This is a genomic window from Flavobacterium limnophilum, assembly GCF_027111315.2.
Taxonomy (GTDB): domain Bacteria; phylum Bacteroidota; class Bacteroidia; order Flavobacteriales; family Flavobacteriaceae; genus Flavobacterium; species Flavobacterium limnophilum.
Map to the genome: position 1 here is coordinate 2,316,927 of NZ_CP114289.2, position 14,209 is coordinate 2,331,135.

The window sequence follows — 14,209 nt, forward strand, 5'->3', positions numbered from 1 at the left end:
TTTTTGCTTTATGAGTCATTACAATATCAATAAGGGCATTGGAAGAACGGTGGAGTTCAAGGGGCTCAAAGCACAATACCTTTTTATTTTCGCTGGCGGACTGCTAGGTATTCTCATTCTAGTTATGGTATTGTACATGGTCGGCATTAATTCTTATATGTGTCTGATTATTGGCATTGGAGGAGGATCAATCCTCACATGGCAGACCTTCTCCTTGAACAAAAAGTATGGAGAACACGGATTGATGAAAGTGGGTGCACGCAAAAGACATCCCCGTTACATCATTTGCCGTAAAACTGTTCAACGCTATTTCAAATTGACCTCTAAATCCTTCAAGCGATGAAAAATACATCAAAAGCCGCTACGTTAGAAAGCAAGTTTCCGCTATTGGCAGTGGAAAATCACTGCATCATTTCAAAGGATGCCGACATAACAGCATGTTTTCGGGTGCAGCTTCCCGAACTATTCACTGTGGCTTCCGTAGAGTATGAAGCCATTCATTCGGCATGGCACAAAGCCATCAAGACATTGCCTGATTATACGGTGGTTCACAAACAGGATTGGTACATCAAGGAAAATTACGCGCCTGACATCGCTGGCGAAGATCACAGTTTTTTGGCAAAGTCCTATCAGCAACATTTCAACGAGCGACCGTTCTTGAATCACTATTGCTACTTGTTTCTGACTAAAACCACCAAAGAGCGAATGCAAACGCAAAGTAATTTCTCTTCACTTTGCAAAGGAGTACTCATTCCGAAAGAAATAAGGGATAAAGAAATCATCCATCGTTTCATGGAAAGCGTGGCACAATTTGAAAGAATTGTAAATGACGGTGACTTTGTAAAACTGGAGCGTCTAACGGAAGAAGACATCATTGGTGCAGACGGCAAGCAAGGAGTATTGGAACAGTATCTGACGCTGTCAAAAGAAGCGGGAACTTCAATGCAAGACATTGCTCTGGGTGCCGAGGAAGTTCGCATTGGCAATAAAAGACTTAGTCTGCACACGCTCTCAGACACCGATGATTTACCAGCAACAGTATCGCCAAACAGTCGGTACGAAAAACTGTCCACTGACCGGAGTGACTGTTTGTTGTCGTTTGCAGCTCCCGTTGGATTACTATTAGCTTGCAACCACATTTACAACCAGTATTTATTTCTGGACAACAGTGAAGACAACCTACGCAAGTTTGAAAAATCGGCAAGAAACATGCACTCGTTGGCACGTTACAGTAGGGAAAACCAAATCAACAAGGAATGGATAGAGCGCTATTTGAATGAAGCGCATTCCTTTGGACTTTCTTCCATTCGGGCGCATTTTAACGTGATGGCGTGGTCTGACCATCCCGAAGAGCTAAAACTGTTGAAAAACGATGTGGGCAGTGCATTGGCACTCATGGAATGCAAACCAAGACACAACACCACTGATGTAGCCACGCTATATTGGGCAGGAATACCAGGGAATGCAGGGGATTTCCCGAGTGAGGAAAGTTTTTACACCTTCATAGAACCTGCTTTGTGTTTCTTCACGGAAGAAACCAACTACCAAAGTTCCCTCTCCCCTTTCGGGATTAAGATGGCTGACAGGCTTACGGGAAAACCCATTCACCTTGACATTTCCGATTTGCCGATGAAACGTGGCATCATTACCAACAGGAACAAGTTCATATTGGGGCCTTCCGGTTCGGGAAAATCATTCTTTACCAATCACATGGTAAGACAGTATTACGAACAAGGGGCTCACGTTTTGCTGGTGGATACAGGGAACTCCTATCAGGGATTGTGCGAACTCATTAAAGGAAAAACCAAAGGAGAAGACGGTGTTTATTTCACCTATACCGAAGAAAATCCGATCGCCTTCAACCCTTTCTACACCGATGACGGCGTATTCGACATCGAGAAAAGGGAAAGCATCAAAACATTGATTTTGACCTTGTGGAAAAGAGATGATGAACCTCCTACCCGTTCCGAAGAAGTGGCCTTGTCCAATGCCGTGAGTGGCTACATCGAAAGCATCAAACAGGTTGACGATCACCCCTCCTTCAATGGTTTTTATGACTATGTGCAAGGCGATTACAAAAAGCTGCTGACAGAAAAGCAGGTACGAGAAAAAGACTTTGACCTTGCCAACTTCCTCAACGTATTGGAACCTTATTACAAAGGAGGGGAATACGATTATTTGCTGAATTCGGACAAACAGCTTGACTTGCTTTCCAAACGATTCATTGTATTTGAAATTGATGCCATCAAGGATCACAAAATTTTATTTCCCATCGTGACCATCATCATCATGGAAGTATTCATCAACAAGATGCGCAGACTCAAAGGAATTCGCAAACTGATTCTGATAGAAGAAGCTTGGAAAGCCATTGCAAAGGAAGGAATGGCAGAGTACATCAAGTATCTATTCAAAACAGTCCGGAAATTCTTTGGCGAAGCGATTGTCGTGACACAGGAAGTAGATGACATCATCCAATCTCCCATTGTAAAAGAAAGCATCATCAATAACTCCGATTGCAAAATACTACTGGATCAGCGGAAGTACATGAACAAATTTGATGACATACAAGCGATGCTGGGATTAACGGACAAGGAAAAGGCACAGGTACTTTCCATCAATTTGAACAACGATCCCAAAAGATTGTACAAGGAAGTTTGGATTGGTTTGGGTGGAACACAATCGGCAGTATATGCCACAGAAGTGAGCTTCGAAGAATATTTAGCTTACACCACCGAAGAAACCGAAAAGATGGAAGTCATGCGTCTTGCCGGGGAATTGGATGGCAATGTGGAGCTTGCCATCAAACGAATGGCACTTCAGAAAAAAGAAAACAAATAACAATCATTTTAAAATTTAAGAACCATGAAAAAAATAATGATAATGGTGTGTACAGCAATGCTATTTGCTGTCACACCGACAATGAAAGCCCAATGGGTAGTTACCGACCCAACAAATTTAGCATCAGGAATTCTTAATAGTGCCAATGAAATTGTGCAAACTTCATCTACAGTATCTAATGTTATTAAAAATTTCAAGGAAGTGGAAAAGGTATATAAACAGGGCAAAGAATATTACGACAAACTACAGGCTGTAAATAATCTGGTTAAAGATGCCCGAAAAGTGCAACAGACCGTTTTGCTTGTTGGAGATGCTTCCGAAATTTATGTAAAGAATTTTGGCAAGATGATAAACGATCCCAACTTTTCACCCCAAGAATTAACGGCGATTGCCAATGGCTACTCCATTTTGCTGAATGAAAGTGTTGAACTTCTAAAAGAGTTAAAGCAAATCGTAAACGCTTCCACCCTATCCATGAATGACAACGAACGCTTGGAAATCATTGACCGAGTGCATAAAGAAGTAAAAGAATACCACAACCTCATTCGGTACTTCACCAACAAGAACATCTCCGTTAGTTACTTGAGAGCCAAAAAGACCAACAATAGTAGTAGAGTTCTGGAACTCTATGGAGATGCCAATCAAAAATACTGGTAAACATGGAGTTCAACAACCTACATCAAGTATTACGTTCCCTCTACGACGAGATGCTACCATTGTCTGCCGAGATGGCAGGAGTGGCAAAAGGTCTAGCTGGTTTGGGTGCCTTATTTTATGTCGCATTACGAGTATGGCAAGCACTTGGCAGTGCAGAACCCATAGATGTGTTTCCGCTACTTAGACCTTTTGCTTTGGGACTTTGCATCATGTTTTTTCCGACCATGGTGTTAGGTACGCTCAATGCGGTATTGAGTCCAGTTGTAATTGGGACACACAAAATGTTGGAAAACCAAGTCCTGGATTTGAATGTGCTACAACAGCAGAAAGACCAACTGGAGCGAGAGGCCATGCTTCGCAATCCCGAAAATGCTTATCTGGTTTCCGATGAAGAGTTTGACAAGAAATTGGATGAAATGGGTTGGACTCCATCTGATTTGGTAACGATGTCAGGAATGTACATCGAAAGAGAAATGTACGAGGTACAAAAAGCCATTCGGGATGGTTTCCGGGAGTTTTTGGAAATACTGTTTCAGGCTGCAGCATTGGTGATTGATACCATACGCACTTTCTTTTTGATTGTACTATCGATATTGGGACCAATTGCTTTCGCCATTTCAATTTGGGATGGTTTTCAGTCCACGCTCACGCAATGGTTTACCCGCTACATAAGCGTGTATCTCTGGTTGCCCGTTTCAGATCTTTTTAGTGCGATGTTGTCCAAGATACAATCGTTAATACTTCAGCGAGACATCGACAGTTTATCGGATCCCAATTTCATTCCTGATTCTTCCAATACCGTCTACATCATCTTCATGATTATGGGCATCATTGGGTATTTTACCATTCCCACGGTGAGCGGTTGGATCATTCAAGCTGGCGGAGCAGGCAATTTCATCAGAAATGTAAATCAGGCCACAACCAAAACAGGAAACATTGTAGGAGCCGGTACGGGAGCAGTAGCAGGAAATATTGGAGGCAGATTAATGAAATAAAAACAATTAATAAATAGCAGTACAATGGAATTTAAAACATTAAGAAACATCGAGAATAGTTTCCAACAGATCAGGCTGTATGCCATCGTATTTGCATTCCTATGCATTATGGTGACAGGATACACCACATGGCAATCGTACCATTTTGCAGAGCAGCAACGCCAAAAGGTGTATGTCCTTGACAATGGCAAATCTTTAATGCTGGCTCTTGCACAAGATGCTTCCATTAATCGACCGGTGGAAGCTCGGGAACACATACGCCGCTTTCATGAACTCTTCTTTACGCTGGCACCAGACAAAGATGCCATAGAAGGCAACATGAAAAGGGCGTTCAACCTCGCAGACAAAAGTGCTTTTGATTATTATAAAGACTTGGCTGAAAAAGGCTACTACAACCGTATCATATCGGGAAACGTACAGCAGCGAATAGATTTGGATAGCGTCATATGTGACTTTGATCATTATCCGTATGCCGTAAAAACATACGCCAAGCAGTTCATCATTCGATCCAGCAACCTGACCAAACGTAATCTCGTCACGTCCTGCAACCTCGTAAATTCTGTGCGTTCCGATAATAATCCACAGGGTTTTAACATCGAAAAGTTTGCCGTTATAGAAAACAGGGACATGGAAGTTATTGAACGTTAAAACTACTCAAATGAAAAAACTGCAAGCAAAGATGGACAGTTTGTTAAACAAGTTTGATGGGAGTTGGAAAGCACTTCCTTTAAAAGTACAATACAAATACCTCCAGTATTTTTTCTTGGGCTATGCGCTACTAACCATGGGAATGATTCTAAAGGTCGTGCATGATGCAAGAAAATCCAATCAAGGAATAATCATCGAACACATTGAAAACCCTGTCATTAAAAAGAACGAATCCGCTACATCGTTGTGGGATTCCTTATTAATGATTAAAAAAAACAAGACAAATGAAAGAAACTGAAAACAAAAAGAGTGTCGTCTTTGTTACGGACGGCAACTCAAATGAAACTTCGGAAGTGGTACTGGAAAGTAAATTAAACCAAGTCGAGAAGCTTAAAAAGTCCCTTATGTTCACATTGATGGGAGTTGCATTCTTAGGCTGCATATATCTGATATTTAAGCCATCCGAAGACACGAAAAAGATGGAAAGCATAGGACTAAATGATGCTGTTCCACAAGCTACCGATGCTGGATTGGAGGCTGACAAGCAAAAAGCGTATGAACAAGAAATGTTGGAACAAAAGTATCAGGAAAAACAAAATGCCCTGACCTCATTGTCCGACTATTGGAATGAAGACAACCCCAAGGAAACCATCGGAGCGGATTCTGAAATTACGGATGAAGATGCTCGAAAACCAGTAAAGAACACTAATCCGGCATTGAACAGCTATCGAAATGCACAAAGCACCGTAGGCTCTTTTTATCAAAATGATCCTTCGGAGACACAGCAATTACGCAAACAACTGGATGAGCTAAAAAAGGAATTAGACCATAAAGACAGTGAACCCATTAATCCTGTAGAAACCCAGTTGGAATTAATGGAAAAATCGTATCAGATGGCTGCCAAATATCTTCCGATGAATGCTAACTCAGCGGAACAGTCACTACCACAATCCGTTTCTAGTTCTTCTTCTCCAAAAGAAAAATTTGTTGCGCTTGCTCCTAGCCAGAAAAATGCCGTTTCATCTTTATGCAGAGTACCCACCGACAGTGCCTTTTTGGTCAATTGGAGTAAAAATCGTCCTCCTGATTTTTATACTACAGGGCAAACCGAACAACAAGTGCATCCCAGAAACAGTGTTCGTGCCATCATACAAGAAACTCAGGTAATAACTGCGGAAAGCAGTGTTCGTGTCCGTTTGTTGGAGCCAGCCAAAATAGCAAATCTTTTGATTCCACAAGGAACCCTATTGACGGCAAACGCCAAATTTCAAGAAGGACGCCTACAATTGAAAATTAGTTCATTGGCAATAAACGGCACCATTTTGCCAGTTGACATTACGGTATTTGGATTGGATGGACAACAAGGTCTGGTTGTTCCCTACTCGCCCGAAAGGAGTGCACTTACTGAAATGGCAGCCAACATGGGGCAAGCTTCTGGCAGCAGCATCATGATGACAAATTCTGCTGGACAGCAAATGGCTGGTGATCTGAGCCGAGGTGTTGTGCAGGGTGTTTCAGGATACTTTTCCAAAAAAATAAAAATTCCCAAAATAACATTGAAAGCGGGCTACCAGATGTTCCTTGTTTCAAAAAACTAAGCATTTCATTCTGTAAAATTTTAAAAATTAAAATATGAAAACACTAATTAAAAATAGTATGGCATTGATTTTACTGTTAGGAATCCATGCCGAATCTCAAGCGCAACATACCGTTTCCAATGTTACGACACTGAACTTGGAAAAAATACCCGCTTATCAAATTGAAGTCACCTACAATAAAACGTCACACTTGATATTTCCTGCTCCCATCCGCTACGTGGATTTGGGAAGTGAATTTCTAATTGCGGACAAGGCAAAAGAGGTGGAAAATGTATTACGCTTAAAAGCCACAGTTCGTGATTTTGCAGAGGAAACCAATTTTTCCGTGATAACGGAAGATGGACGGTTTTATAATTTTAACGCATGCTACAATTCATTTCCTGATAAAATGAATTACAACCTATTGCAACTAAATGAAAATACAAGTGGAGCGGATGTAAATGAAGTTTTTTTTGAAGAGTTGGGAAGAAACTCACCGTCAATAACTAATAGCCTATTGGAAGCAATTTATAGAGAAAACAAAAGAATCATTAAGCACATAGACTCCAAAAGTTTTGGCATAAGGTTTTTGTTGAAAGGAATCTACATTCACAATGACAAGTTGTATTTCCACACCGAACTCATTAATTGTAGCAATGCGCCTTTCCAAATTGATTTTGTCCAATTCAAAGTGGTGGATAAAAAAAGTGCCAAACGTACCTTGATTCAAGAAAGAGTGATGACACCATTACGAACATACAAGCCCCTGGATGAAATCGTGGGCAATGCAAAAGACCAAAACGTTTTTCTTTTAGATCAATTTACCTTTTCCGATGACAAGCTACTTTTGATTGAGATTTACGAAAATAACGGTGAAAGATATCAGGTTTTGAAAGTGGAATGTCGTGATTTGACAAGAGCAAAACTCATAAAGAATCTGCAGTTAAAAATTAATTGACTGCTTAATTCTCGATAAGAAACAAAGAGGCTATTTCACCAATCGTGATTTAGCCTTTTTCCATTCATGAGTTCTGACATTATCATATAAATTTCTTTAAATCAACACCTTGTGTGTCTAAAAGATTGGTTTTTTATAAATTTACAAAGTGTATTCAAAAATATTCCATTATGAGTCCAGCATTGGTTTTAAGTATTATAGCTTTGTTAAGTGGCTTCGGTCTTCGTTATTGGATCAACAGACGAAAATTTTATCGTAGAAGTCCCACCGGGGCAGAAGTTTTTTCGAGTTATGAAAAATCAGTATTCATTTCTTTTTTGGAGCGAATGGGAAAATGGACTGCCTATGTTCTGATTGTTTTGGGACTTTTATTCTTCTGGAGCCATTCAAGACAAAAGAAAGAAAAAGACAAGGAGGTTCAAATTGAAGTGCAAAATCCAAAATAACGAAGCGGCGTTCTTTTGCTTCTTTTCTTTGGTTGCTGATATGGAAAGAAAAGAAGTGGGACGAACCCAACAATGGGATTATGAATATCCCATACACTAATATTGCAACCTTTTTGGTAAAATGGGAGCATTCTCATTTTACCGAAGTGGTTGCATCTTCTTGACTGCAAAAAGACTTTTCCGACCATCGGAAGGAAGTGTCTTTTTGCCCTGATTTCCATTTTTAAATCAGCATTAATATACTCAATAAATTCACAAAAACTTTTCATTGCTTTTAGAAAAATGTAATAAATTAATTAAGCGGCGTTCTTTTGCTTCTTTTCTTTGGTCGCCAATGCGGAAAGAAAAGAAGTTGGATAAAGCACAAAAAAAGGAGGATACTGAATATCCTCCAGTAATTTCAAAACCTTTTCGGTAAAATGGGAGCATTCTCCTTTTACCGAAGTGGTTGCTTCCTTGATTTACTGCAAAAAGACTTTTCCGACCATCGGAAGGAAGTGTCTTTTTGCAGCCCGATTTTCATTTTTATCCAACGGGAATGGGTTGCGACCTAAAATCCTTCAAATTGAGAAAAAAGCCTCTATTATGGGTCAATCCATTACGAAACAAACCCCATAAAAGGGAACATCCCATTTGTGCCAAAGCCGAATTGACATATAAATCTTGTTTTTCCAATGCTTCAGCAAGGGAGCAACTGGGTGTATCGTCCTTGGCTTCAGACTGTTTCAGCAGTTCCGCAAATTCTTCGGTTACCATTGGCAAGTTGGAAATGGTTTCGTATTTTTCGGAATGAGGTTGTTGTATTGTACCAATGGTGGACAGCAACACTTGTCCTGTATGTTGGCTGTTGCCAAAATCCATCCAATAGCGTGGACGATTGAAATGTGCATTACCATTGTTGCTTTGCTTCAATATTTCAGCAATTTCAAAACGAGCCTTTACACTGTCCACACAACTTATATAAATGCTTGCTCCTGTGTGTTCGGGCAATTTTCCCAAACTGTTCTTTTCAAATTTTATGATTTCTGCTTTCCAGTTAGTACCCGACCAACGGTTGGCTCTATTAATTAAGGCTACCGATTTATTCCATCCAGTTTCGCTACTGGCAAAACGCTGTCTGCCCAAATTGGCATCCGTTACAATATCATCATCCCACAAACGGACGTTCAAACCTGCGTGACCCAATGCAATCAGGCTGTGATTCATTTCCATGAGGGCGGTCAGTACCTTTGACCCCGTGCCACCTGCTCCAATCAGATTAACTGTAATGGGATTGGCAGGATTGATTAAATAGTTGTCCGTAAAATGGATTTTGGTTTTTTCAGTATTCATCACAACAAGTTTTTTAAGGTTTTGGCACTCTTTTTTAATACCTCTTTAGGGAAAGCTTTGTTTGTATTTATAAGGCTTTCCCAAAGTGTCACACAGTTTCCTTTTATCGGGTTATAATCAGGCATCAGATGACTGAAATGGCTGTTGAAGAAATAGTCTTCCCATGAGGTGGTAAATTCTTCCACGAATACAGTATTCTTTATCTGGACATCTACCGTTCCCATGCATACATTTCCATTTTCGTACACATTGAAAAAAGGAGCATTGTATAATTTTGTTTTTTCGGTGGGTCTTCGGTTCGTTCCCAAGGCAAAGACAGCAAGACTTGTTTTGTTGGCAATCCACAACATAGGAGGTAGATTGGCCATTCCTTTCGAAATCCCTAAATTTTCCGTGAAACACAGTTCTCTTTGCATGGATTTGGTAAACCAAATTACTTTATTTTTAATGGGGTCTAGGTGCAAAATAGTGTTGCCCAATATTCCCTCTGATTTCAAACAAAGTTCTTTTTGTTCTTTTGCTGTTTTCAATGCCTTTGCGAGTTGATTCGCTTCTCTTAGCGTTAAAGGATGCGCATTAATGGGATTACCCTTTTTATCCATGTCAAAATATTCTACATAGTTGTCCGAATTCGTTCCCTTGGTTTGGTAAAATACCAATGCTGATTTGGGATGATACAGCGTTCCGAAATTTTCTGTTATGTCTTTCATCATCATTATTTTTTAAAAATTATTCAGTAAACCTATTAATCCTTCTAAAAGAGTAAATAATCGATTTTCAAAATCGAGATTGTTTTCGGATATGTCACTTCCGTCAAAACATTTCAAAATGAAGGGTTCTTCGATCTGTCCGTATTCTTGTAATGCATTATTCACGCTTTGTATGAGCTGTTGATTTAGCCCTCCATTTCCCTCTGCATAAAATGATACATAGTAGTCCATTGTTACACTATTCTCGAAATCGTCAACATCTTCTGCTTCTTCGTTGGGTCTCGCATTTCGAAACACGTTTTCATTCGGATATTGTTCCAAAAGAGCTAAAGCTTCTTGCCCTAATTTCCAACAATCAAGGTCTAAAATGTCCTTGCATTGCAAACGGTTCAATCGTTCTTTGAAATAGGTTAAGTTGGCAGGGTTGAAAATCTTTTTTTCCATTCGGTCGCCAATCCATTCTGCTTGGTCAAATTCACACTTATAAACAGGTGTTTCTTCGTTGTCTTCTTCATCGTTTAGCCATTCTTTTAGCATTTCATATTGATAATAAAGAAAATTATCTTCCTGTCTATAATAAGGTATGTTGACTATACAATAGAGATAACTACAGACCGATAACAAAAGCTTTGCATTCTGTTTTCTTTTTTTCTGTTTTAGCAATCGGTATAATGGAACTACAGGAATATAGTAAAGAGTAGCGCCAGTATTGTAGCGTTCTTCGCTTGTGAGAAATGTTTTTTTATTCTGCTGTACGAGTTTGATTTCTTCCCAATCTTTAACCTTGGATTTTAACTGTTCCTCCATATTCCATAATGCCAATGCCATATTATAGGGATAAGCGTAAATTTGAGTTTGCATCGGTTGTATTTGATAATGTTCGGCAACTATGGAAAGAGACTGGTAAAAGTCCCTTTCCGTTTTTACTGTTTTCTTACAAGCCTGTACCGTTTCCATTTCTGCCAATTTGGGTAGAAACGAGTTTCTTAAAAAACCATCGGCAACATGGCTATCGGTACGGACTGCTGTTTGTCCTTTTGGATTTCGCTTGCATCCTTTGTCCGTTGCATCCAGTTTGCGAACTCGTTTAACTGACGATGCAATTGCTTTTGTTTTGGCTCTTTGGGCAGGCGTATCGTACCCGCCATGATGTGTCGTTGCATAAGTCATCTTTTTATTGTTTTTGGATTAACCTTTCGTTCCTATGGCACTTTCAAAACGGTATTGTACCGTATCCTCTTTTATAAGAGGTGCAGAAATTTTGGCAGTAGTGAGCATGGGATACGTATTGGAATAAAAATTCAATACCACCTGTACACTCCATTTTGGTTCAGGGTCAGTTAGTTTGATTTCCTGACCTTTATCGATCAGGATGAATACCCTTTCTAATTGCGTTGCTAATAACATGATTACTACATTTTGAGGTTAAACATTTTCTTGTTCTGCACCAAAAAGGCTTGGCGATGCAAACTTGTCGGACAGTTCTTTTTTGCGCTTGTTTATGGCTTCGGCATATTCGGGATAATCGTTGGGATTGGGTATTTTCATCCAAGCATCACGGGGTTTGCCCTCTTTGTCCAATTCGTCTGCTTTGGTCATCGCTTCTTGATACTTTTTGTCCTTTTCGTCCTTTGTTTTTTTCTCCTTTTCAGTTTTTTCCTTTTCCATTGCCGATTGCTTTTGAGTTACTTCCAGTTGCTTCATAAAAGCTTCCATATTGACCATTAAACCCGATGCAGATTGTAAAGGATGAGTAACACTTTCAAAAAATCCCTCGTCCAGTTCTTCCGCTGTCCCCCTCAGATTTAGAGGTGGTATTAGTTGCTTTGCCTTGTCTCCGCATTTTTCGTTGTGGAGTAGTATCGAAACAACAAGATTGTTTTCCACCCCCTTGGATATCGTTAGCTGTAAATCGCCAGTAATTTCCAATTGTGCGATTTGATTGAAAAAATTTGCTTTCATTTTTTTAAAATTTTAAAGTGTGTTTCGTTGTTTTTTAATTCCATTAACTTTTGGTGCATGTCCGTCCAATACGCTTTCTGTCTTCTGTCAAAATCAGAATAACTTTTGTCCTCGTGCTGATACTCTTTGTACTCTGTAGTTACTTTGATGGCTTCATCAAGGTCGGTTACCTCAATGGGGAAACCATTTAGGTCGGTTATTTTCATTGGTTTGCCATTTAGGTTAGTTGAAATGAAAGGCATCCGCACCTATTTTTGAAAAAGACGTACACAATTCAAATGCTTTTTGTGATTTCAGTTGTGCCGTACCACCCATTACGATGGACTGCAGTTTGGCTTCATCATCTTTGTAATTGCGTACATTTTGGTAGTAGCCTGTTACCGCATTGTAAGCACCAAATAAAGTGCCTTTTGTAGTTTCCATTTGTTGGCTCTCAGATAGCATGGCATAGGAAAACGCATCTTCAACAGTATTTTTAAACAAGGTAGACATTTCGTCCTCATTCCCTTTTTTGATGTGTTCCAAGGTTTCCTTGTTGGGACATAGTGCCAGTTGTATTAATTTTTTAACTTCCACATCGCTTACCCTTACTTTTGCCCATTCGTTAAAAATCCCTTCCAGTTGGTTGCTGAACTCGTTTGCCAATCCCATTACTTTGTGTGCATTGTCCAATCGTTGTTTTGCTCCCGAAGTATGGCGGATGCGTACCACGTTGCTCATGTTTTTGAGTGAGGCGTTCAGCGTGTTTTGACACACAATTCTAATGGGTGTAAAAGCGGCAGTTATGCTTCCGCTTCCGTCATGAGAAGTGGTCAGGAAAATGTATTTTTCTGTTACGTCATCGCCATTTCCCACACGAATGTAATCAGGCAGTTTGGCAGTTATGAAAATGCGTTCCCCATTTCCCAATGCTCCTGCAGTCTCGTACAGAATGCCATCCGTACCACCTACAATGGCATCAAAAAAACTAAAAGCCTCACGATTTTGCACAATATGATAGTCTTTGCCAACCACGCCCAATACTGCATTGCTATCAGTACGCATAGTGGCAAAGTAGTTGGGTACGTGCCATTCATCATTGCCAATCACAATGTCGTTTACTGTTTCAATAATACCTGAATTTTTAGTATACAGGGGTGTTTTGACCACTTCATAATCAAGTCCTGCGTGTTTGATTGCCTCTGGACTTGTAGGGTAATCATTTACGATTTGCCCCAATCCGTGCCATGCTTTTTCCTGTACGCTAAAAAATGAATGACGTCCAGTTTTTTCGTTGAAATTTAAATTGTGTGCCATGATGTTAAAAATTTAAAGTTTAAAAATGATTCAATGAAGGTTGTTAAAATGGTAAGTCGTCCGTAGGTTCTTGCTTTGCTAGCTTGTTTTTTTCTTGTTCTGTTGTCGCTTGTGAAGTTTCTGTTTTCTTACCGCCTCCGTGTGATTTGATGGTAGAGGCAAGAAAATTTAAACTCGCTTTTAGCTCTCCGTTACTAGCTGTCCACGCTCTTGCACTTACTCTGCCTGTAATTTCCACCAAAGTACCTTTGGTGAGTATCTTGGCTACATTTGTGCTAATCCAGTAAGAGCAGTCAAAATAAGTAGTCTGTTCGATGCGCTCACCTTGTTTGTTGCGATAGCCATCATTAATGGCTACTGAAAAATTCACCACTTGCTTTTCCTGTGACGTTGTGCGTATTTCCGCATCCCTTGTCAATCTTCCGATGATGTCCATGATTATTAATTTTTTAGATTATACTTTTTTTTACTTTATTTATTCGGCAATGAGAGGAGGAGCTGTTTCGTTTCACTCTATTACCATTTCTAATGCTTATGTTTTTCATAATTGACATTTTTTTTATTCGTCTAAAGAGCCGGAGTATGCTTTGTTTCGTTTCAGGAGCATAATAGGTTAGTGTTTAGCAGACACAAGGTTTTGTCAAATAAATACAACCCGAATGGGTGGAGATTTTTTGACAAACCCGCAGGGCTTGACCTTGTTTCTGCGTTAAGAACACGTAAATACCTTTGCTCTTGAAATGGGACAAAACAGCATACTGGCTCTTGAATAAAGCAATTTGTGGAAGCG

General features: G+C 39.8%; 17 protein-coding genes. 9 read left to right on the forward strand and 8 right to left on the reverse strand.

Features of this window, described 5'->3' with window-relative positions; all coding sequences use genetic code 11:
- Positions 1-10 precede the first annotated feature (10 nt).
- The 9 genes from OZP13_RS09490 to OZP13_RS09530 all read left to right on the forward strand — a co-directional run bounded on the left by OZP13_RS09490 (position 11) and on the right by OZP13_RS09530 (position 8,119).
- Positions 11-343, forward strand: coding sequence for a DUF4133 domain-containing protein (locus OZP13_RS09490; protein ID WP_281296960.1), 333 nt, complete (start codon positions 11-13; stop codon positions 341-343).
- Positions 340-2,838 carry a TraG family conjugative transposon ATPase gene (locus tag OZP13_RS09495; protein ID WP_281296961.1) on the forward strand — a complete coding sequence of 833 codons (2,499 nt, stop codon included), beginning with the start codon at positions 340-342 and terminating at the stop codon, positions 2,836-2,838. The genes OZP13_RS09490 and OZP13_RS09495 overlap by 4 nt, the downstream gene beginning before the upstream one ends.
- 24 nt (positions 2,839-2,862) lie before the next feature.
- Entirely contained in the window at positions 2,863-3,495 is a 633-nt protein-coding gene (locus OZP13_RS09500; protein WP_281296962.1) for a DUF4141 domain-containing protein, read from the forward strand.
- A gap of 2 nt (positions 3,496-3,497) precedes the next feature.
- Complete coding sequence (gene traJ / locus OZP13_RS09505) at positions 3,498-4,490, forward strand: conjugative transposon protein TraJ (RefSeq protein ID WP_281296963.1); 993 nt, start codon at positions 3,498-3,500, stop codon at positions 4,488-4,490.
- A 24-nt stretch (positions 4,491-4,514) separates the two neighbouring features.
- Positions 4,515-5,138 (forward strand): conjugative transposon protein TraK, encoded by a 624-nt coding sequence (traK, locus tag OZP13_RS09510; RefSeq protein WP_281296964.1) that lies wholly within the window; start codon positions 4,515-4,517, stop codon positions 5,136-5,138.
- 10 nt (positions 5,139-5,148) lie between these two features.
- Positions 5,149-5,436, forward strand: coding sequence for a nitrogen regulatory IIA protein (locus tag OZP13_RS09515; RefSeq protein WP_281296965.1), 288 nt, complete (start codon positions 5,149-5,151; stop codon positions 5,434-5,436).
- Positions 5,423-6,736 (forward strand): conjugative transposon protein TraM, encoded by a 1,314-nt coding sequence (gene traM, locus OZP13_RS09520; protein ID WP_281296966.1) that lies wholly within the window; start codon positions 5,423-5,425, stop codon positions 6,734-6,736. Before OZP13_RS09515 ends, traM begins: the two co-directional genes overlap by 14 nt.
- 34 nt (positions 6,737-6,770) lie before the next feature.
- The gene (gene traN / locus OZP13_RS09525; protein ID WP_281296967.1) at positions 6,771-7,673 is read left to right on the forward strand and encodes a conjugative transposon protein TraN; all 903 of its coding nucleotides are present in this window, start codon (positions 6,771-6,773) and stop codon (positions 7,671-7,673) included.
- Between the two features lie 170 nt (positions 7,674-7,843).
- Positions 7,844-8,119: a molybdenum ABC transporter permease gene (locus OZP13_RS09530; protein WP_281296968.1), complete on the forward strand. Its 276-nt coding sequence runs from the start codon at positions 7,844-7,846 to the stop codon at positions 8,117-8,119.
- 525 nt (positions 8,120-8,644) lie between these two features.
- Here the strand turns inward: OZP13_RS09530 and OZP13_RS09535 are convergent.
- The 8 genes from OZP13_RS09535 to OZP13_RS09570 are packed head-to-tail and all read right to left on the reverse strand — an operon-like array spanning position 8,645 to position 13,855.
- On the reverse strand, positions 8,645-9,451 hold the full coding sequence (locus OZP13_RS09535) for a PRTRC system ThiF family protein (protein ID WP_281296969.1): 807 nt from the start codon (positions 9,449-9,451) through the stop codon (positions 8,645-8,647).
- The gene (locus OZP13_RS09540) at positions 9,451-10,161 is read right to left on the reverse strand and encodes a PRTRC system protein B (protein ID WP_281296970.1); all 711 of its coding nucleotides are present in this window, start codon (positions 10,159-10,161) and stop codon (positions 9,451-9,453) included. The genes OZP13_RS09535 and OZP13_RS09540 overlap by 1 nt, the downstream gene beginning before the upstream one ends.
- A 12-nt stretch (positions 10,162-10,173) precedes the next feature.
- Positions 10,174-11,331 (reverse strand): hypothetical protein, encoded by a 1,158-nt coding sequence (locus tag OZP13_RS09545; RefSeq protein WP_281296971.1) that lies wholly within the window; start codon positions 11,329-11,331, stop codon positions 10,174-10,176.
- A gap of 18 nt (positions 11,332-11,349) precedes the next feature.
- Positions 11,350-11,568 (reverse strand): PRTRC system protein C, encoded by a 219-nt coding sequence (locus OZP13_RS09550; protein WP_281296972.1) that lies wholly within the window; start codon positions 11,566-11,568, stop codon positions 11,350-11,352.
- Between the two features lie 18 nt (positions 11,569-11,586).
- Entirely contained in the window at positions 11,587-12,123 is a 537-nt protein-coding gene (locus OZP13_RS09555) for a PRTRC system protein E (RefSeq protein ID WP_281296973.1), read from the reverse strand.
- Positions 12,120-12,329: a hypothetical protein gene (locus OZP13_RS09560; RefSeq protein WP_281296974.1), complete on the reverse strand. Its 210-nt coding sequence runs from the start codon at positions 12,327-12,329 to the stop codon at positions 12,120-12,122. Before OZP13_RS09560 ends, OZP13_RS09555 begins: the two co-directional genes overlap by 4 nt.
- Positions 12,330-12,345: 16 nt before the next feature.
- Positions 12,346-13,419, reverse strand: a complete 1,074-nt coding sequence (locus tag OZP13_RS09565) for a DUF932 domain-containing protein (RefSeq protein ID WP_281296975.1) — start codon at positions 13,417-13,419, stop codon at positions 12,346-12,348.
- A 43-nt stretch (positions 13,420-13,462) separates the two neighbouring features.
- Positions 13,463-13,855 (reverse strand): single-stranded DNA-binding protein, encoded by a 393-nt coding sequence (locus OZP13_RS09570; protein WP_281296976.1) that lies wholly within the window; start codon positions 13,853-13,855, stop codon positions 13,463-13,465.
- Positions 13,856-14,209: the final 354 nt, after the last annotated feature.

Excerpts from the sequence above, each read along its gene's own strand:
- traJ (WP_281296963.1), top strand. The coding sequence starts at position 3,498 with ATGGAGTTCAACAACCTACATCAAGTATTACGTTCCCTCTACGACGAG.
- OZP13_RS09550 (WP_281296972.1), bottom strand. The coding sequence starts at position 11,568 with ATGTTATTAGCAACGCAATTAGAAAGGGTATTCATCCTGATCGATAAA.
- traN (WP_281296967.1), top strand. The coding sequence starts at position 6,771 with ATGAAAACACTAATTAAAAATAGTATGGCATTGATTTTACTGTTAGGA.
- OZP13_RS09545 (WP_281296971.1), bottom strand. The coding sequence starts at position 11,331 with ATGACTTATGCAACGACACATCATGGCGGGTACGATACGCCTGCCCAA.
- OZP13_RS09515 (WP_281296965.1), top strand. The coding sequence starts at position 5,149 with ATGAAAAAACTGCAAGCAAAGATGGACAGTTTGTTAAACAAGTTTGAT.
- traK (WP_281296964.1), top strand. The coding sequence starts at position 4,515 with ATGGAATTTAAAACATTAAGAAACATCGAGAATAGTTTCCAACAGATC.
- OZP13_RS09560 (WP_281296974.1), bottom strand. The coding sequence starts at position 12,329 with ATGAAAATAACCGACCTAAATGGTTTCCCCATTGAGGTAACCGACCTT.
- OZP13_RS09490 (WP_281296960.1), top strand. The coding sequence starts at position 11 with ATGAGTCATTACAATATCAATAAGGGCATTGGAAGAACGGTGGAGTTC.
- OZP13_RS09555 (WP_281296973.1), bottom strand. The coding sequence starts at position 12,123 with ATGAAAGCAAATTTTTTCAATCAAATCGCACAATTGGAAATTACTGGC.
- OZP13_RS09495 (WP_281296961.1), top strand. The coding sequence starts at position 340 with ATGAAAAATACATCAAAAGCCGCTACGTTAGAAAGCAAGTTTCCGCTA.
- OZP13_RS09530 (WP_281296968.1), top strand. The coding sequence starts at position 7,844 with ATGAGTCCAGCATTGGTTTTAAGTATTATAGCTTTGTTAAGTGGCTTC.
- OZP13_RS09500 (WP_281296962.1), top strand. The coding sequence starts at position 2,863 with ATGAAAAAAATAATGATAATGGTGTGTACAGCAATGCTATTTGCTGTC.
- OZP13_RS09570 (WP_281296976.1), bottom strand. The coding sequence starts at position 13,855 with ATGGACATCATCGGAAGATTGACAAGGGATGCGGAAATACGCACAACG.
- OZP13_RS09540 (WP_281296970.1), bottom strand. The coding sequence starts at position 10,161 with ATGAAAGACATAACAGAAAATTTCGGAACGCTGTATCATCCCAAATCA.
- traM (WP_281296966.1), top strand. The coding sequence starts at position 5,423 with ATGAAAGAAACTGAAAACAAAAAGAGTGTCGTCTTTGTTACGGACGGC.
- OZP13_RS09535 (WP_281296969.1), bottom strand. The coding sequence starts at position 9,451 with ATGAATACTGAAAAAACCAAAATCCATTTTACGGACAACTATTTAATC.
- OZP13_RS09565 (WP_281296975.1), bottom strand. The coding sequence starts at position 13,419 with ATGGCACACAATTTAAATTTCAACGAAAAAACTGGACGTCATTCATTT.